This is a genomic window from Halalkalibacter oceani (assembly GCF_040544555.1).
GTDB classification, from domain to species: Bacteria; Bacillota; Bacilli; order Bacillales; family Bacillaceae_D; genus Halalkalibacter; species Halalkalibacter oceani.
In genome coordinates this window covers 1-15,777 of sequence record NZ_JBEPKD010000011.1, presented here as the reverse complement: position 1 = coordinate 15,777, position 15,777 = coordinate 1, and the positions used below count along the sequence as shown (strand labels likewise).

The 15,777-nt window shown below is 43.1% G+C and carries 12 protein-coding genes; 5 read left to right on the top strand and 7 right to left on the bottom strand.

Annotated elements, in window-relative coordinates:
- Positions 1-36 precede the first annotated feature (36 nt).
- Positions 37-1,074, bottom strand: coding sequence for a TRAP transporter substrate-binding protein DctP (gene dctP, locus ABMB67_RS13105; RefSeq protein ID WP_354572343.1), 1,038 nt, complete (start codon positions 1,072-1,074; stop codon positions 37-39).
- A 622-nt stretch (positions 1,075-1,696) separates the two neighbouring features.
- Here dctP and ABMB67_RS13100 point away from each other — a divergent pair.
- The 4 genes from ABMB67_RS13100 (at position 1,697) to ABMB67_RS13085 (ending at position 4,692) form a co-directional block, all read left to right on the top strand.
- Positions 1,697-2,338, top strand: coding sequence for a GntR family transcriptional regulator (locus ABMB67_RS13100; RefSeq protein ID WP_354572342.1), 642 nt, complete (start codon positions 1,697-1,699; stop codon positions 2,336-2,338).
- A gap of 258 nt (positions 2,339-2,596) precedes the next feature.
- Positions 2,597-2,980, top strand: coding sequence for a 4-carboxymuconolactone decarboxylase (gene pcaC, locus ABMB67_RS13095; protein WP_354572341.1), 384 nt, complete (start codon positions 2,597-2,599; stop codon positions 2,978-2,980).
- A 37-nt stretch (positions 2,981-3,017) separates the two neighbouring features.
- Positions 3,018-3,902: an NAD(P)-dependent oxidoreductase gene (locus tag ABMB67_RS13090; RefSeq protein WP_354572340.1), complete on the top strand. Its 885-nt coding sequence runs from the start codon at positions 3,018-3,020 to the stop codon at positions 3,900-3,902.
- A gap of 28 nt (positions 3,903-3,930) precedes the next feature.
- Entirely contained in the window at positions 3,931-4,692 is a 762-nt protein-coding gene (locus ABMB67_RS13085; protein WP_354572339.1) for an SDR family NAD(P)-dependent oxidoreductase, read from the top strand.
- Between the two features lie 108 nt (positions 4,693-4,800).
- On the opposite strand, the gene ABMB67_RS13080 is transcribed toward ABMB67_RS13085, so the two are convergent.
- The 6 genes from ABMB67_RS13080 to ABMB67_RS13055 form a co-directional block, all read right to left on the bottom strand.
- Complete coding sequence (locus ABMB67_RS13080) at positions 4,801-5,943, bottom strand: glycosyltransferase family 4 protein (RefSeq protein ID WP_251224075.1); 1,143 nt, start codon at positions 5,941-5,943, stop codon at positions 4,801-4,803.
- 46 nt (positions 5,944-5,989) lie between these two features.
- Entirely contained in the window at positions 5,990-7,318 is a 1,329-nt protein-coding gene (locus ABMB67_RS13075) for a UDP-glucose dehydrogenase family protein (protein ID WP_251224074.1), read from the bottom strand.
- A gap of 24 nt (positions 7,319-7,342) precedes the next feature.
- Positions 7,343-8,224 carry a UTP--glucose-1-phosphate uridylyltransferase GalU gene (gene galU / locus ABMB67_RS13070; RefSeq protein WP_251224073.1) on the bottom strand — a complete coding sequence of 294 codons (882 nt, stop codon included), beginning with the start codon at positions 8,222-8,224 and terminating at the stop codon, positions 7,343-7,345.
- 117 nt (positions 8,225-8,341) lie between these two features.
- The gene (locus ABMB67_RS13065; protein ID WP_251224072.1) at positions 8,342-9,181 is read right to left on the bottom strand and encodes an alpha/beta fold hydrolase; all 840 of its coding nucleotides are present in this window, start codon (positions 9,179-9,181) and stop codon (positions 8,342-8,344) included.
- Between the two features lie 409 nt (positions 9,182-9,590).
- Entirely contained in the window at positions 9,591-9,791 is a 201-nt protein-coding gene (locus ABMB67_RS13060) for a hypothetical protein (protein WP_354572338.1), read from the bottom strand.
- A gap of 105 nt (positions 9,792-9,896) precedes the next feature.
- Entirely contained in the window at positions 9,897-12,794 is a 2,898-nt protein-coding gene (locus ABMB67_RS13055; RefSeq protein ID WP_354572337.1) for a cadherin-like beta sandwich domain-containing protein, read from the bottom strand.
- Positions 12,795-12,938: 144 nt separating this feature from the next.
- Between ABMB67_RS13055 and ABMB67_RS13050 the strand changes: the two genes are divergently transcribed.
- The gene (locus tag ABMB67_RS13050) at positions 12,939-15,527 is read left to right on the top strand and encodes a winged helix-turn-helix domain-containing protein (protein ID WP_354572336.1); all 2,589 of its coding nucleotides are present in this window, start codon (positions 12,939-12,941) and stop codon (positions 15,525-15,527) included.
- The last annotated feature ends 250 nt before the right edge of the window (positions 15,528-15,777 follow it).

The window sequence follows — 15,777 nt, the reverse complement described above, 5'->3', positions numbered from 1 at the left end:
ACAATTAGCTGATAATTTGTGTAGTGTGTTGGATTATTACTGCTTTCTAAAGTACTTTTCTAACTCAGCAATGTCTTCGACTGTTTCTCCAAGCCATTCCCACGATTCATCCAGGGCAAGTTTTTGAAACTCCTCACCATCTGGTAAATTAATAGTTTCTACCCCAGCTTCCTCTAGCAGTTGATTCTCTTTTTCAATATGCTCATCTAACTCTTCCGCCATTCGGTAATAAGATTCAATCGCAGCGTCCTGAATAATCGTTTGCAGATCCTCTGGAATCGAATTCCAATTATCTAAATTCGCGATAATTAGCGTATCCAACGTATTAAAATTCGGGGCAACTCGGTATTCTATTAATTCCTGTAAAGCTAAATCTGTTATGGAAAAGCTTGCCCAAGCAGTCCCATCGACCAGTCCTCTTTCTAATGCGCTATAAATTTCTTCCCCCGGCATAGAAAGGGCAACAGCTCCCAAGGCATTTAGTAAAGGAAGATACGTAGATGTTCCTCTAATTCTTAATCCTTCAAAGTCCTCCATTGATTGAACCTCTTCTTTTAGAAAGATCGAATATTGTCCTTTGGCAGCACGACCAATTAGTTTAATATTATTTTCTTCATGTAATGAACTTAAATATTCAATGGCACCGTTTTCAATTTCCTCTTCATATGTGAATTCCGTGAAGTTTGAAACCAATGCTTCCGGAACCATTTCAGCATAGTAGGAACTTGCTACCCATGCCATATCCACTGCCCCTGTTGCAATTGCTTCCCCTTGATTAAAAGCTGGAATCGCTTCTGGGCCCCCTACATATTCCACTTTGACCCTACCATCACTGTTAGCTTCAACTAATTCTTGAAAGATCGGAAAACCAAGCATTTGAAGATTATTTAAATCCATCGCTGTTGAAATTCTTAATGTAACTGATTCTTCCGTCTCTCCGCTATTACCATCTGTTGGGTCAGGAGTATTGGATTCATCTGAAGATGAGCAAGCTGCTAAAACGAAAAATACCGATACGCTAAGAAGAAGAGCTGTTAACCGAATATACCTCGTATAGTCCATTGTTTTCGTCATTTTTAATTCTCCTTTTGTCATTGATTTTAAATCCACAGACTGTAAGCACTTACAAAACTATTAATGTTTCTCTTCTCCTTATAAAGCCAAAGCTTAATCCCCCTTTTTAAAAAAATAACTAGCAAAGTTACAAATAGACTTCAAAGGAATTTCAATTTTCAGAATTGATTTTCCGTATTCAAAGTATAAATAATCTGAATTTTCATGTCAATATAAAATATCCAATATAAAATATAAATTATAAAATATTTAATTTCCTTCCTATATTATATTAATATGAATTAAATTTAAATATTTTTAATTTTGGTATGATAGAGGCCACGATTTTTTTTAAAAAATCTCCAAATTTAAGTTGCATTAGCGTTTTGTTCTCAAAAACGAATATGAAAGTCCTTTGCTGTTATTGCTTTATCAAAATAATATTGGTTTTGATGCCTCTTGCCCGTTTTTCATCTGTAAATCTTTTTATTCTCCATCTTTAATCAGCCTCTTTATTAAGCTGGACTTTTTATTAACGGTGTAATAATATAATTTTCATACAGAATTGCCGACAATAAGGCATATAATAATCATTACTTTCAACAAAGAAGAAAATTTATACAGAAATTTGCAGGTGATATAAATGAAAAAATTAACAGCTCCTATGCAAATTGCTGAAGAACTCGCAGCAAAAATTGCTAACAGAGAATTACATCCTAATGAACATTTAGTTGAATCAGCCATCGCCAAAGAATTTAATACGAGTCGTGCACCAGTAAGAGAAGCCTTACTTATGCTCGAAAAGGATCGACTCGTAACCCGCGTACCTCATCATGGCTTTGTTGTAAAAAACTTTTCAAAAGAGGAAATTCATCAGTTGTACGATGCAACCTTTCGCTTGGAGGAAATTGCACTGGAAAAAGCAATGAACAATATTGTGGAAGAAGACCTTACTCGTTTGGAAGAAATTTTAAATAAACAAAAGCAGGCGATTGAGGATGAAGACATTGTTTCTTATTACAACCATAACGAGGAATTTCACACAACTTTATTTTCGATCGCCCAAAATGAATTTTTAAAAGAAATGCATCAATCACTTCGCCGTTCCTCCCGTCCGTTAAGCTTATTAAACATGGGCCAAGGAAATAATCTTTCCCTATCTTTCGAAGAACACTGTCAACAATTTAATGCCTTGAAAAACAAAGATAAGGAAATCGGTTTAAAAGCGATTCGTGATCAGGAAAAGCGCTCGCTCAAGACATTGGATATTTTCTATATCAATTAAGCCATTGATAGAGTCGTGAATCAGGCAAGCGATTCCGCTCTATCTCCTCCTCTTTTTACACCCTAAACGGTCTTTTCACTCCTTGCCAAATGGTCAGTCTTTTATCCTCTTGATTTCTACTTTTTCAAAAATTCAATTAATAAACTATGGACATTTAATACGCTTTCAATTAAGATGGATTTAAATTATTTAATATTGTCGACAATATTAACGTCAATAAGAAGGACAATATGTAAAGGATGAAAGGAGTTATGCACAATGAATGAAAAACAATTTGAAGAAGGATTGAAGGTTCGTAGAGAGGTATTAGGCTCAGAGTATGTGGACAAGTCGATTAACAATGCAACGGAGTTCACTCAGCCGCTGCAGGAACTGGTGACCGAATATTGCTGGGGCGAAATATGGACGAGACCAGAGCTTCCGAGGAAAACACGGAGCCTGCTCAATCTGGCCCTTATGACGGCGCTTAACCGCCCGCATGAATTGAAATTGCATGTAAGAGGAGCCTTCAATAACGGGGTCACGCTGGAGGAAATGAGAGAGGTCTTTTTACAGACTGCCATTTACTGCGGCGTACCAGCAGCGATTGACAGCTTCCGGGTTGCTCAGGAAGTTATGAAGGAAGATGGCCGAGAAGAATAAACTCGGCTTAATTTGTTCTAATGAGGGAGTAGATTCGATGAATATTGGATTTATTGGAATCGGGCAAATGGGGCGCTGGATGGTTGAACACTTACTAAAAGCCGGCTACAACTTGACTATGTTTGATACGAATCCAGACGCAACGATAAGTTTTAAGGATGCTCGCACCGCTTCGTCCATAAAGGAGCTTGGCGCCAAAAGTGACATCGTCATTTTGATGTTACCGAACTCGCCAATAGTGGAATCCGTAGTTACTGGGGATAATGGATTGTTCCGCAGCATGAAGCCCGGCGGGATCATTATTGATATGAGCAGTTCTTACGTTCTCTCGACAAAAAAGCTTTCACAGAAAGCCGCTTCAACCGGTTTAACTTTCGTGGATGCTCCCGTTTCAGGAGGAGTAAAAGGAGCAAAAGCTGGGACATTGACAATAATGGTTGGTGCTCAAAAAGAAGTTTACCTGAAAGTTCTTCCCATTCTAAAGACTATGGGCAAAACAGTCAATTTAATTGGTGAAACCGGCTCAGGGCATGCCTTGAAAGCAATTAACAATTACTTGTCGGCAACATCCCTTTATGCTACGACGGAAGCGGCAATCTTACTAAAAAAGCTCAATATTGATTTGGATATTGCATTAGAAACAATCAATCAAAGCTCTGGACAAAGTTTCTCAACCCATTATAAATTTCCAACTTTTGTTCTGCCTCGTAGCTTCAACTCTGGGTTTTCTCTCGATCTAATCTTAAAAGATGTAAAGATGGTCAATGACATTTCTCGAGACTTACACATTCCGGTTTTTTTGGCGGGCTCAGTAGAACAAATCTATAAAGCCGCCAGCATTAGCGGAGACCATAATCAGGATCACACAGAAATTGTTACGTTTTTAGAGAATATAACCAGTGTTCAATTGAATCGTGAATAACCATTAATCCATGCAAAGGTGATGAGAGATGTCTTATAATTTTAATGATAAGGTCGTTGTCATAACAGGTGCAACTGGTGGTTTAGGAAAAGCGCTAAGTCAAACTTTTTCCCACTATCCTTGTAAAATCGTCGTAACGGACATACATAGTGAGAAAATAAACGACTTAGTAACGCATCTTCATAAAGAGAAGCATCGTTCCTGTGAAATTGAAGCTTTCGTTATGGATGTTTCTCAAGAGACAGACATCCAAGAGACAGCAGCTTCAGTCCTTAATAAGTTTGGTAAAGTCGATATCTTGATTAATATTGCCGGCTATTTACATTACAATACGATCTTTGAATTGTCGGAAAACGAATGGGATAAAGTACTAAATATCAATTTAAAAGGGTCCTTTCTAACAGCGAAGCATTTTGGAGCCATTATGAAGCAACAAAACCAAGGAAAAATTATTAATATAAGTTCAGTTGCTTCGATCAGCGGGGTTTACGGCGGAGGCGCCTACTCTTCTTCAAAAGCTGGGATTCTAGGATTAACGAGAGTGCTGGCGAAAGAGCTTTCTGCGTTTAATATTAATGTTAACTCCATTTCACCAGGACCACTTGATGGCGACTTTTTGAATAAAAACTCTGATGAACAAGGTAGAAAAATGAGAGTCGAAAAAACACTGTTCAAAAGAATTGGACTGTACGATGACATCGTTAAACCTATTATATTTTTTGCCTCCGAAGATGCTGATTGGATTACAGGTCAAAATTTATTTGTCGATGGCGGCTATACGGTTCAATGAAACAAAGTGCTAAAAAAAGAGAGATGAAGCGCTACTAGATTGGCCCATCTGCTGTTAGAAAACCAAGGTCACTAGCTCCTCTTCATCCTCTTAGCTCTTCTATAGCAATTATGCCGAAATCTCCTGCTTCTGACTCGCAATCTGATAAAAACTGTAAAGTAATCCATTGAATATTTCTTCCCATGACAGCGTTAAGGCAAATGCACGCGATTTTTCCGAAAAGGAACGGCGCAGGCTTTTTTGCTCTAAAAGAAAGGCCGTATAGTGAGCAAAGGCCTTTGTGCTTTTCGGCTCGCATAAAAAGCCGTTCACTCCATGGGAAACGAGGTGCTGCACGCCTCCTGCTTTTGCGCCGATAACTGGAAGACCGGAAGCCTGGGCTTCCAGGACGACATTGCCAAACGTCTCGGTCGGAGATGGGAAAAGAAAAAGATCAGACGACGCATACACTTCGGACAAAGCTTCCCCTTCTAAAAAACCGGTCCATGTAATTTGCGGGTGGGGTTTAGCTGACAGCGTCTGAAACAGCGGGCCGTCGCCGACTAGCAGCAAATGTGTTTGCTCTTTCATATGCGGCGGCAAAGCATGAAACGTCTCCAGCACGATATGGACATCTTTTTCCGGGGCGATGCGGCCAACATAGAGCAGAATGTTCTTTTCTTTGATCCGGTACTTTTTTCTGACGTCGCTCGATTTTTTTGCCGGCGAAAAGAACTGGTGGTTCACCCCCCGGCCCCAAATGTCGATCGAAGGGTGAAAATCGCGGTCGATCAGCTTTTGTTTTGTGCTTTCTGACGGAACAAAGACGCGGTCAAACGAGTGATGAAACCAATGCAAATATTTCCAGATCCATTTTTTGAATAAGGTGGCATGATAATAGGCTAAATAATCATCGAAGTGAGTATGATAGGAAGCGACCATCGGAATGTGATGCTTTTTGCCATAATGAAGACCAAAGAGTCCGAGATTAAACGGTGTGGCGACATGAATCAATGTCGGCTTGAATTCATCGAGCGTTTGCCGGATGTAGAGTGGATTCGGCAGTGCCAGACGACAGTCCGGATAGAATAAAAACGGGATGCTCATAAACCGCTCGATGTGAGGAACCTTCGGCACCGGTGTGCGGCTTTCCGGAACAAACAGACGGTATTCAATGCCTTTCGTGTCAAGATAATTGGTGTAACGCTTCAGCGTACGGGCGACCCCGTTCACTTCCGGTGCGTATGTGTCAGAAAAAATCGCGATTCTCATCTTTTGACTCCCCCTATCTATAGTGGCACCACTGCCTGCCTCTCTCTCATTGCTTCAGCAGCTGGCTCGGCTGCTGCTCATTGACCGCCGGCCGGCCAATGGAGTAATACTCTACCCCCGCTTTTTCCGCCTTCGCCAGAGGATAACAATTCCGCCCATCGATAACAACTGCCTCTTTCATCAACACTTTATACCTGGCAAGTGGAAATGCCTTAATTTCCTCCCACTCCGTGACGATGATGCTCGCCTCGGCCCCGGACAGCGCTTCGTCGATGCTGCCGGCAAACATTACTTGTTCGAGAACACGGTTTCCTTTCGGATGATCGACGACCGGATCATACACGATCAGCGACGCTCCCGCCGCCTGTAATTCCTGCAAAATGACAAGCGAGACAGCTTCACGAAGATCATCTGTATTCGGTTTGAAGCTCAATCCCAATAAGGCGATTCGCAGCCCTCGTAATGATGAAAACCGTTTTTTCAATTTCTCGATCACGACGTAAGGCTGGCGCTCGTTTACGGTACTGGCAGCGGCGAGCACCCGCAAATCAGACTGAGCGGTTTCTGCCATATGAAGAAGCGCTCTTGTATCCTTCGGAAAACAGGAGCCGCCGTAGCCCAAACCTGCCTGTAAAAATTGCGCGCCGATCCGCCGGTCCAAGCCGATGCCATGCGCGACAGCGTCGACATTTGCTCCAAGCCTTTCACATAGATTCGCAATTTCATTGATATAGCTGATCTTCGTCGCCAAAAAAGCGTTCGCCGCATATTTGATCAGCTCGGCACTGCGCGGGTCGGTATGAAAAATCGGCGTGCCAAACGGCTTGTGCAGCATCGCCACCGTTTCGGCGGCCCGCTCATGTTCTGCGCCAATGACGATCCGGTCCCCATGATAAATATCGTAAATCGCCGAGCCTTCCCGTAAAAACTCTGGATTGGAGACAAGATCAAATGGACAGCTTGTATGCTGGGCGACCATAGCGCGAACACGTTCATTCGTTCCGACAGGTACAGTGCTTTTAATAACAATGACCGTATATTCTTCAATTGCTTTCGCGACGTCAACTACGGCCTGCTCCATATAGCTCACATCCACTGCGCCATCCGCCTTTGAGGGCGTTCCGACCGCTACATAAATCACATCTCTCAAGCGATACGCTTCATCGCCATCAGTCGTAAACGTCAGTCGGCCGTTTGCGAGATTATGAACAAGAAGCTGCTGAAGACCAGGCTCATAAAACGGCACCTCGCCCCGTTTCAGCATCTTGATTTTCGTACTGTCAACGTCGATACAAATGACTTCATGGCCAACCTCGGCAAAGGTCACACCGGTGACTAAGCCGACATACCCAGTCCCAACAACGGTAATTTGCATGCGGACCCCCTCCCTTCATCGCCTTTACGCGATTGTGACGTTCATCAGTTCTTCCATGTAGGCTCTCAACTCTTGACTGAGCCCCTCTCGCTCCATGGCAAAGTCCAATGTTGCTTTCAGAAAGCCGAGCTTATCGCCAATGTCATAGCGTTTTCCCTGGAAGTGATAAGCAAGCACATGATGGGATTGATTCAGTTGTTTCAAAGCGTCAGTTAACTGGATTTCGCCTCCTGCACCAGGCGTAATTGTGTGTAGAAGTGGGAAGATGTCGGGTAAGAGGATGTAACGTCCCATAAGTGCATAGTTCGATGGCGCGTGGTGGAGAGAAGGTTTTTCAACCAGGTCTGATACGCCGATCACACCTTGTTCGATTTCCAAACCTGCCGGTGCGACAATTCCGTATCTCGATACTTCTTCGTCACGGACAGGCTGAACGCCGACAACAGGAGATTGATAGCGCTCATAAATCGTCATTAATTGCTTCGTACAAGGGATAGCCGAACGGACAATATCATCCCCGAGCAGTACAGCAAACGGCTCATCGCCAATAAATGACTGGCAGCACGCAATCGCATGACCGAGTCCTAACGGCTCTTTTTGACGGATATAATGAATGTTGGCCAGGCTCGAAATGGTTTTCACTTCTTCAAGCTGCCGCCATTTTTCCTTGCCGGCGAGCACGCTCTCTAATTCGTAGGAGCTGTCAAAGTGATCCTCAATCGCTCTTTTGCCGCGTCCACTGACAATAATAATATCCTCGATGCCGGACTCGGCAGCTTCCTCGACAATATATTGAATCGTAGGCTTATCGACGATCGGCAGCATTTCCTTCGGCTGGGCTTTCGTAGCAGGTAAAAACCGGGTCCCCAATCCCCCCGCAGGGATGATCGCTTTTCGCACTTTCACCTCATTACCCCCATTCCATACGTCTTATAGGTTTTAGTGTAACAGGTGAATATTAAGGGACTGTACAGCTTTTTTAAAGATCCAGGCCCCGCTTTTTACCCGACTTTTACGAAAACTTTAGACTAAATTGGTTCTACATGTATACCTTACTATATCCGTCACAACATCAAGCGGCTTTTCAATCGAAAGCAGATGACCTGTGTGCTTGTAAGTAATCAGCTCCGCTTCAGGCAGTTCCTTCACAAGGCGTCTGCCAACCGCCACAGGGACGACCTTATCCTCTTCGCCCCACAAAAGCAAGGTCGGTTTTCTAATGTCGCGCAGCTGTTCCGTCGTCAGGTCACCCTCACGATGGCGCGCCAGCCGGACGAGTGATTTATAGAAGTTTCTTTCCTTAAGCGGTCGGCCGAACTCCTCAATCATGTCTGCGGTAATTAGTGCTTTGTTATACAGCACATTTTCCAAATAGTCCTTTACTTCCTTCCGTCCGACATACCACTGAACGAAAGCAGGAAAAAAGGGCATATATGAACTGTACATCAGGGATTTCTTTACTTTTTTCAAATAGCCGGAACTATTTAGCAGCACCAATTTATCGACTTGATCCGGAACTAATTTCGCCGTATACAAGGCGATCTGCCCGCCCATCGAATGACCGACGATAATGACCCGCTCTAGGCCGAAATATTTCAGGCACTTCGCTACAAGTTGCGCATAATTTTGAAACGAATAGGTAAATGAGGTTGATTTGTCACTCCGGCCAAACCCCGGAAGGTCAATCGCGAAAATTGAAAAATGCTCCTTAAGCAGGGGTATCAAACGGTGAAATGTATAGGTGGAAGAGGCAAAGCCGTGAATCAGAAACATCGCCGGCTTGCTCTGATCGATCCAATACTCACAATAGACGCGAAGATGATCGATGACCAAATATGTATGTTTAAGTTGGTTTTCCGTCATTTTCCTCATCTCCGCCCAGTCATTTATAAGGATAGTATGTACGCAGAAGAAGAGATCATGCGAATTTCACTATTAGGGTTGTCTTTTTTGGTAAAGTGGTTGCCTTCTTCATCTGTCATGACTTGAACAAAAAGACGCCAGCCCATTTCTTCTACATTTTTGATTATCATACCAAAAACTAGTTAAGCTGTTATCCCGCAATTTCAGTCGATCTTGGAAATTCCAGCGAAACACCGTTATAAGATCCTTCTGCCAAAAAAACCTCCATCGATACCACCTTAGATAGTGGCACGATGGAGATTTTATTTTGTAACATATTTTTCGTCAATTCGAACCAATGCTTTCTAACATTCGGCTAAGAAGAACCGCCGTCTCTGCGCGAGTCGCTCCTTTTCCCCATTTACAGCATTCAGCTGCTCTGCGGTTCAATAAGAAAAGGGCCGTCAGCTGAACCATCATCAAAGGAAAAAGACTGAGAGGCTACACCCACCTCTTGCTCAACGCTTTGGAAAGCTAATCCGAGCAACAATTGTTTCTTCAGCAAACGACACATTTTTTTACTTTCTCCTCTCAAGGAAAGAAAATTTTGCTCCATACTTCCCTTTTTCATTCTTAATCCCTTTTGAGCTCACGTGTTTAATTACATGGTACTCCCCAGGTGAAAAATTAATCGTAACATCAGCCGAGGTTTCTTCCACTTGTTCAAGACCTAACTTCAAAAGATACCTATTGACCTCAAATAAGACCTAAATAATTCCGTCACCATTTGAAATTGTGCTCTGAGCTCATCTATGAATAATTCTGGAGAGTCATCTGGAATTTCTTTCTTATCCCTTTGTGGGGGATTGCTGTTATTCGACTTCTTCGACCGATTGACGTTGATCTGATATTCCTGCACTGTCATCCCGTCTTGTGCCGTCACTTCAACCGTAATCATATTGCTTCCCACTTCAAGTTCAATAGGAGCAGAAGGTTCACCGCTTAAAGCGATATGGCCATTCATCCTTAAGACAGCATACGGATCATAAGCTGTTGCTAAGACGCTTACCTGTGAAACCGAATAAGGTACAGCCACATCGTAGGTGAGCTGATCGGCAGCGAAAACCGGTGACAACGTTCCACCGATTAGTTTTAAATCCTCAAGTGCAGCATTGCTGTTTGCAGCTCTCTGAATCGCTAGCGTGTAGGTCGATGAATGAATCCCGTTCTCGGCTTCAATCTCGATAAGCACGTTCGTGGTTCCGACCTTTAGTGGTATCCTGATCGGGGCACCACTTGCTTGTGGCTCTCCATTAATCTTTAATTTGGCATTTTTATGATCGACCACAGGCGTGATACTCACTGACGTTGTATTATGAGAAACCTCTATAGAATAGGCGTAGATTGACGGGTCGAAGGTCGGAGACAGTATACCTTCGTTTACGTCGAGACTGCTCAACAGCACATTATCGGAAGCTACCCTTGTAACAATGATCGTGTAGGTTTGCTCGGTTACGCCATCTTGAGCCAGAATGGTGACCTCAATTCTATTGGAGCCTACTGTCAATGGAATTGGATTGTCCGCTAACGCTCCGTTAACGGTCAAAGCACTGACCGAGGCATTCATATCCACTGTCTCCACCTGAAGATCTGTTACAGCCACCCCATTGGGTACTGTTGCTGTATATTGATAAACATCCGCACTTACCGTCTCATTTAGTGTGATGCCTTTCAAGCTTAGTGAATGAATGTCCGCATTGCTAGAAGGCGCTCGTGTTACTTCAATCACGTAAATCTCAGTAGCCTCACCGTCTTCAGCTGTTACGTGAATTTCAAACAGGTTCTTTCCAACCGTTAATGCCGCAGGTCCTGTCACGATTTCCCTTTCGGCGTTGTAGACCGTATAAGTTGCCTGTGTATGGAGTGTGGATGCTGCAAGCGTTATACTATCGCGCTCATGCGGAACATGAGCTGTATAATGCATGACGTCGGGATCAAAGGAAGGGGTGAGCGTGCCCTCAGCTATACTCAATCCTCCCAACCTTGCCTCAGTCGATGGAAGTATAGTTTGCGTCACTTGAAAGCTCATTGGTTGTATATGGTCGGCTGTGATCGTAATTGTTGCTGTATACAAGCCTGACGTTAGCTCATCCTTCGCTTTCACAGTAAATGAGGAAGATTCTCCAACTATCGTGGTTGCTGGTTGGGTGATCTCAAAGGCCTCTGCATTCGTCCCGCTTATGTTGGCGGATACATTTCTAGGTATGCCCGTACCCGTCCTCACGACCTCCACACTTCTCGTCTCTTGTGTTCCCGATGCATATCCAGACACAAGCTCCGTCAATGTCTGATCGTTAATTGGCGCTATCGAGTAGGTATGGACCTCTTGAGTAACTTGAAAACTCACAGGCTCCATATTGTCAGCTGTTATCGTGACCGTAGCTCTATAGTTTCCCGCTGCTAATTCATTCTTCGCTTCTATTGACATATTGGTCGTTGTCTCTATCGGTGAATAAGGTTGTTGCAAAATAAAAGCATCTTTACCTGGACCATCTATACTTGCATAAACATTCCTCAACGTACCCGCTCCAGTATTTCTAAGAAGAATGTTTCTAGGCCATTTATCTTCCGGCTTATACCCTTCAACAAGATCTGGAAGTTTTATATCGTCAATCGGCTCTAAGGTATAGGTGAGGGGCTGGGGCGCCTCTGCAATGACCATGTCATTGACACGACCTATATCGGCAACAACAAGTTCTGCCTCACTACTTGAAATCACTCGATACATAGAGATGACAAACGTATTGTCGGATATACCAAAGTAAATCGTCCCATCACTTGGATCTCGCGCAATAGCTGAAATATGGTGCTCTCCTGAATAATAAGGCTCACTCTGTACAGCTCCTGTACTCAAGCTAGCTTTGCGAATCATCCTCTCATCAGAAAAATAAAGCTCATCGGTTGTTGGATCAACAACTGCACGAATGGGGTTCCCAATATCCGAAATCCATTCCTCGACATTCAATCCTCCTGTATCCATGCGATAAATACTAGAATCACCATATAAATCCCTTATTTGAAAATAAAGATAGTCCCCATTATGGGAAACCGAGAGCCCAAAAAGAAAGACAAAGCCATCGGTAGGCGTATCATAGAGCAGATCGATGGAACCATTCGTTAAGTCTAGGACTAACACTCTTGAAAAAAACGTTCCTGATCCATCTCCATAGGCATCTGAAAAGTACAACTTATGATTACTGGCATCCAAAGCGAACTCATTTATTACATAACCACTAGGGTTGTCATATTGAGCAACTTCTTGTAATGTATCCTGCTTCATTTTGTATATACGATCTCTCGCTGAATAGTAGATGTATCCACCTTCTGAATCAACAGCAATCGCTCTAGGTTCAAAAAAAGCACCTTGCTTAGCAAGCGTCTCAGGAGCGGAACCATTTTGCAAGTTCATTTGCATCACACTATACTCAGGGTCACCCAATGTATAATACAAACTTGTGTTTGTGTTGGCATAAACTTCTTGATTCGCTATCCTCAAAAAACCGAGGAAACTGAACACCAGTAAGACAATGAGGACAATTACTGTGGCTCGCCTTTTATACTCTACAATTTTCACAGTACTCTCTCCTTTTTTTCCATAGCTAAGTCGCACCTCATTATAAGTAAAGAAAGAGAAAAATGAAATTGACGAATGTTAATTTTTTTCAGACTTTTGTATAATGAGTATATCGAATATTCTAAATTACACGGTGAGGTAATCATGACCAATCAAATTCAGCCAACGATTCTAAAAACAAAAATCACCCTGCCTGTTCCAAAAGATAGCAGTGTTTTACGAAGTCGTTTATTGGATACCCTTAATGCTGGATCGAAGGGTAGATTGACAATCGTAACGGCTCCCGCTGGTTTCGGAAAGACTACGTTGTTGACTCAATGGGCGGATTCAAATTCGCTACCTTGTGTCTGGCTTTCTCTCGATGAGATGGATAATGATACGGTCAGGTTTTGGCGCTATATCCTTCATGCCATAGCATCTGTGCTACCTCAATTAAACCGAGAACATATCTATAATCTGGAGCGAGCCTTATCTGGCTCTTCTATATATAGCTTTTTAGATTCGCTTATTAATGAACTTTTTGCGTCTTCCGAAGAAATCGCCATTCTTATAGATGATTACCACATCATAAATGATGCGCATATCCATGACAGCATTACCTATTTCATCCATTACCTCCCGTCTACGATACATATGATCATTTCTTCCCGCAAAGAGCTACCCTTTTCTACAGCCAAATGGACTGTTCAAAACGAAGTTAGTAGCATCGATATGGAGCAACTTCAATTTACCTTGGATGAAGCCGAGTTGTTTTACACAAATGTTAACGAGCTCGAGTTATCGCACCAACAAATTGGAAAACTGCATGAACAGACGGGTGGCTGGGCGGCAGGTTTACAGTTGGTAACACTCTCGATTCGTTCAAAAACCGACTACGATCACTTTATTCAAGAGTTCAACGGAGACCATCGAAACGTTTCAGATTTTTTGTTTCAGGAAGTGATGTCAGGTCTCCCTGATGAATTGTATACGTTCTTGTTAGACAGCTCTGTCCTTTCCAGGATGAATGCTCCGATTATCGATACAATCACAAACCGTTCAAACAGCAGGGACATGCTGGAGATGATCAAACAATTAAACCTGTTCTTAATCCCACTTGACGATCAAAATAGATGGTTCCGTTATCATCATTTGTTTGCGCAGTTTCTGCAGGGAATGTTTAAAAAGAACAGCCCTGAAGGATGGCTTAGAGCTAATCGTTTGGCGAGTGAATGCCTCGCCTCATACGGCTTCATGGACGATGCCATCCATCATGCATTGGAAGCTCAGGATTTTGAATTGACCCAAGAATATTTAGCGCAACATCTCCCTGATGTACTACGCAAAGGTGAGCACAAGACATTGCATCGTTGGTTCCAGCGCATCCCAGATGAAACCTTACTTATTCCAGAGATGTCTCTCTTGTATGCCTTTGTGCTCTTGTTAAACAGAGACTTTCTTGAAGCGGATCGATTATTGGATACATTGGAGCAGACAAGCTCGTCAATAGATAAACCGAGTCGCAAAGGACAGCTGGAAAGTGGCATCCTGTTCGTTCGAGCCAACTTGATGTTTCTAAATGGGGACTTCAAAAAGTGGTTGAAATTCGTGGAAGGTATACAAGACCGCATATTGCCGGAGAACGCTGTTTTTTACAATTACAATTACAACTTGTCAGAGCCTCTAGTAAGACGCACACCACTCGGTCTCAAGGGCGTTCTCTCTGCCGACACAGATACTATTGGTCGCATGTTCAATGAAATTCTGGAATCTCATGGCTGGACACAATCGCTCATTAACTTATATGTGAAACAATCTTTGTGCGAAGGCTATTACGAATGGAACGAGTTGGACAAAAGCCGCAAGCTACTGAATGAGGTCGAAAGAAATACGTTGCAGATGCCAGTTCCCGGATTGTTCATTCCACTGGTGATTATGCAAGCACGCTTCCACATCGTCGACCAAAATTTTGATCTTGCTCACGAACGGATTCGTGATGCGATCCAGTCTACTTCCGAAGCCCACTGGCTGCGACTGCTTCATGCTTTTCAAATTCGATTGTACCTGCTCGAAGGCCGGCTCATACAAGCAAAAAAAGAAGCCGAAAAACTAGGCTTAACCGCCGAGGCGTACCCAGCTTTCAACCAAGAATATGCTAATATAGCACTGGTGCGTCTGCTCGGCAAGCAACGCAAGGAAGCGGAAGCGCTCCGCCTTCTGGAGCGAATGAAGCCTCAGGCGGCAAGAGAGCAACTAATCTCGAGCCTAGTGGAAATTTCAGCTTTGCAATCTTTATTAGAATACCAGCGAGGACTAAAGGACAAAGCTACGCAACACATCCACGAAGCACTAATGCTAGGCGAACAAAATCGATATGTACGAAGCTTTCTGGATGATGGAGCTGACATGAAAGCTGTTTTGATGCATTATTTAAAAGTGAAACAGCACGAACCTTCCATGTTTCCTTCTTCAGAAGTGACTGAGAACTATGTCCACCAGTTAGTTGCATCATTTCCAAAAGAAATCATGTCCCAAAAGCAGCATAAGGAAGAGCTCGCCGAGCCATTGAACCGCAATGAAATAAATCTTCTCCGTCTGCTGAACCAAGGGGCAACCAACAAGCAAATGGCCGAAGAACTTGCCTTATCCCCAGGCACCGTGCGGGTGTACCTTTCCCGCCTGTATGAAAAGCTCGGAGTCTCCTCCAGAACCCAGGCCTTAATTGCTGCTCGGAACCTTGAGCTATTGGAATGAATTCATTCCATTCTTATATAGAGCATCGTCTATTCACGAAAGGAGCTTGCCTGCGGGTAAGCTCCTTTCGTTAAAAGCTAAAGTATTCATTCTGACTTTGTTTTTATAATTACCAATGAAAACAATAATGGTAACGAATTCTTTTGATTCATACTTGTATTTGGCAAGTAGGAAATGTATGATTTGGCAGTTAAAAATGTAGCTACTTGCCAACATCCTTTTTTAACGATTGAGTAATGATTCTTTGTGT

Bases quoted from the DNA above. Each gene is read 5' to 3' on its own strand.
- dctP (WP_354572343.1), bottom strand. From the start codon at position 1,074: ATGACGAAAACAATGGACTATACGAGGTATATTCGGTTAACAGCTCTT.
- ABMB67_RS13100 (WP_354572342.1), top strand. From the start codon at position 1,697: ATGAAAAAATTAACAGCTCCTATGCAAATTGCTGAAGAACTCGCAGCA.
- pcaC (WP_354572341.1), top strand. From the start codon at position 2,597: ATGAATGAAAAACAATTTGAAGAAGGATTGAAGGTTCGTAGAGAGGTA.
- ABMB67_RS13090 (WP_354572340.1), top strand. From the start codon at position 3,018: ATGAATATTGGATTTATTGGAATCGGGCAAATGGGGCGCTGGATGGTT.
- ABMB67_RS13085 (WP_354572339.1), top strand. From the start codon at position 3,931: ATGTCTTATAATTTTAATGATAAGGTCGTTGTCATAACAGGTGCAACT.
- ABMB67_RS13080 (WP_251224075.1), bottom strand. From the start codon at position 5,943: ATGAGAATCGCGATTTTTTCTGACACATACGCACCGGAAGTGAACGGG.
- ABMB67_RS13075 (WP_251224074.1), bottom strand. From the start codon at position 7,318: ATGCAAATTACCGTTGTTGGGACTGGGTATGTCGGCTTAGTCACCGGT.
- ABMB67_RS13065 (WP_251224072.1), bottom strand. From the start codon at position 9,181: ATGACGGAAAACCAACTTAAACATACATATTTGGTCATCGATCATCTT.
- ABMB67_RS13060 (WP_354572338.1), bottom strand. From the start codon at position 9,791: ATGAAAAAGGGAAGTATGGAGCAAAATTTTCTTTCCTTGAGAGGAGAA.
- ABMB67_RS13050 (WP_354572336.1), top strand. From the start codon at position 12,939: ATGACCAATCAAATTCAGCCAACGATTCTAAAAACAAAAATCACCCTG.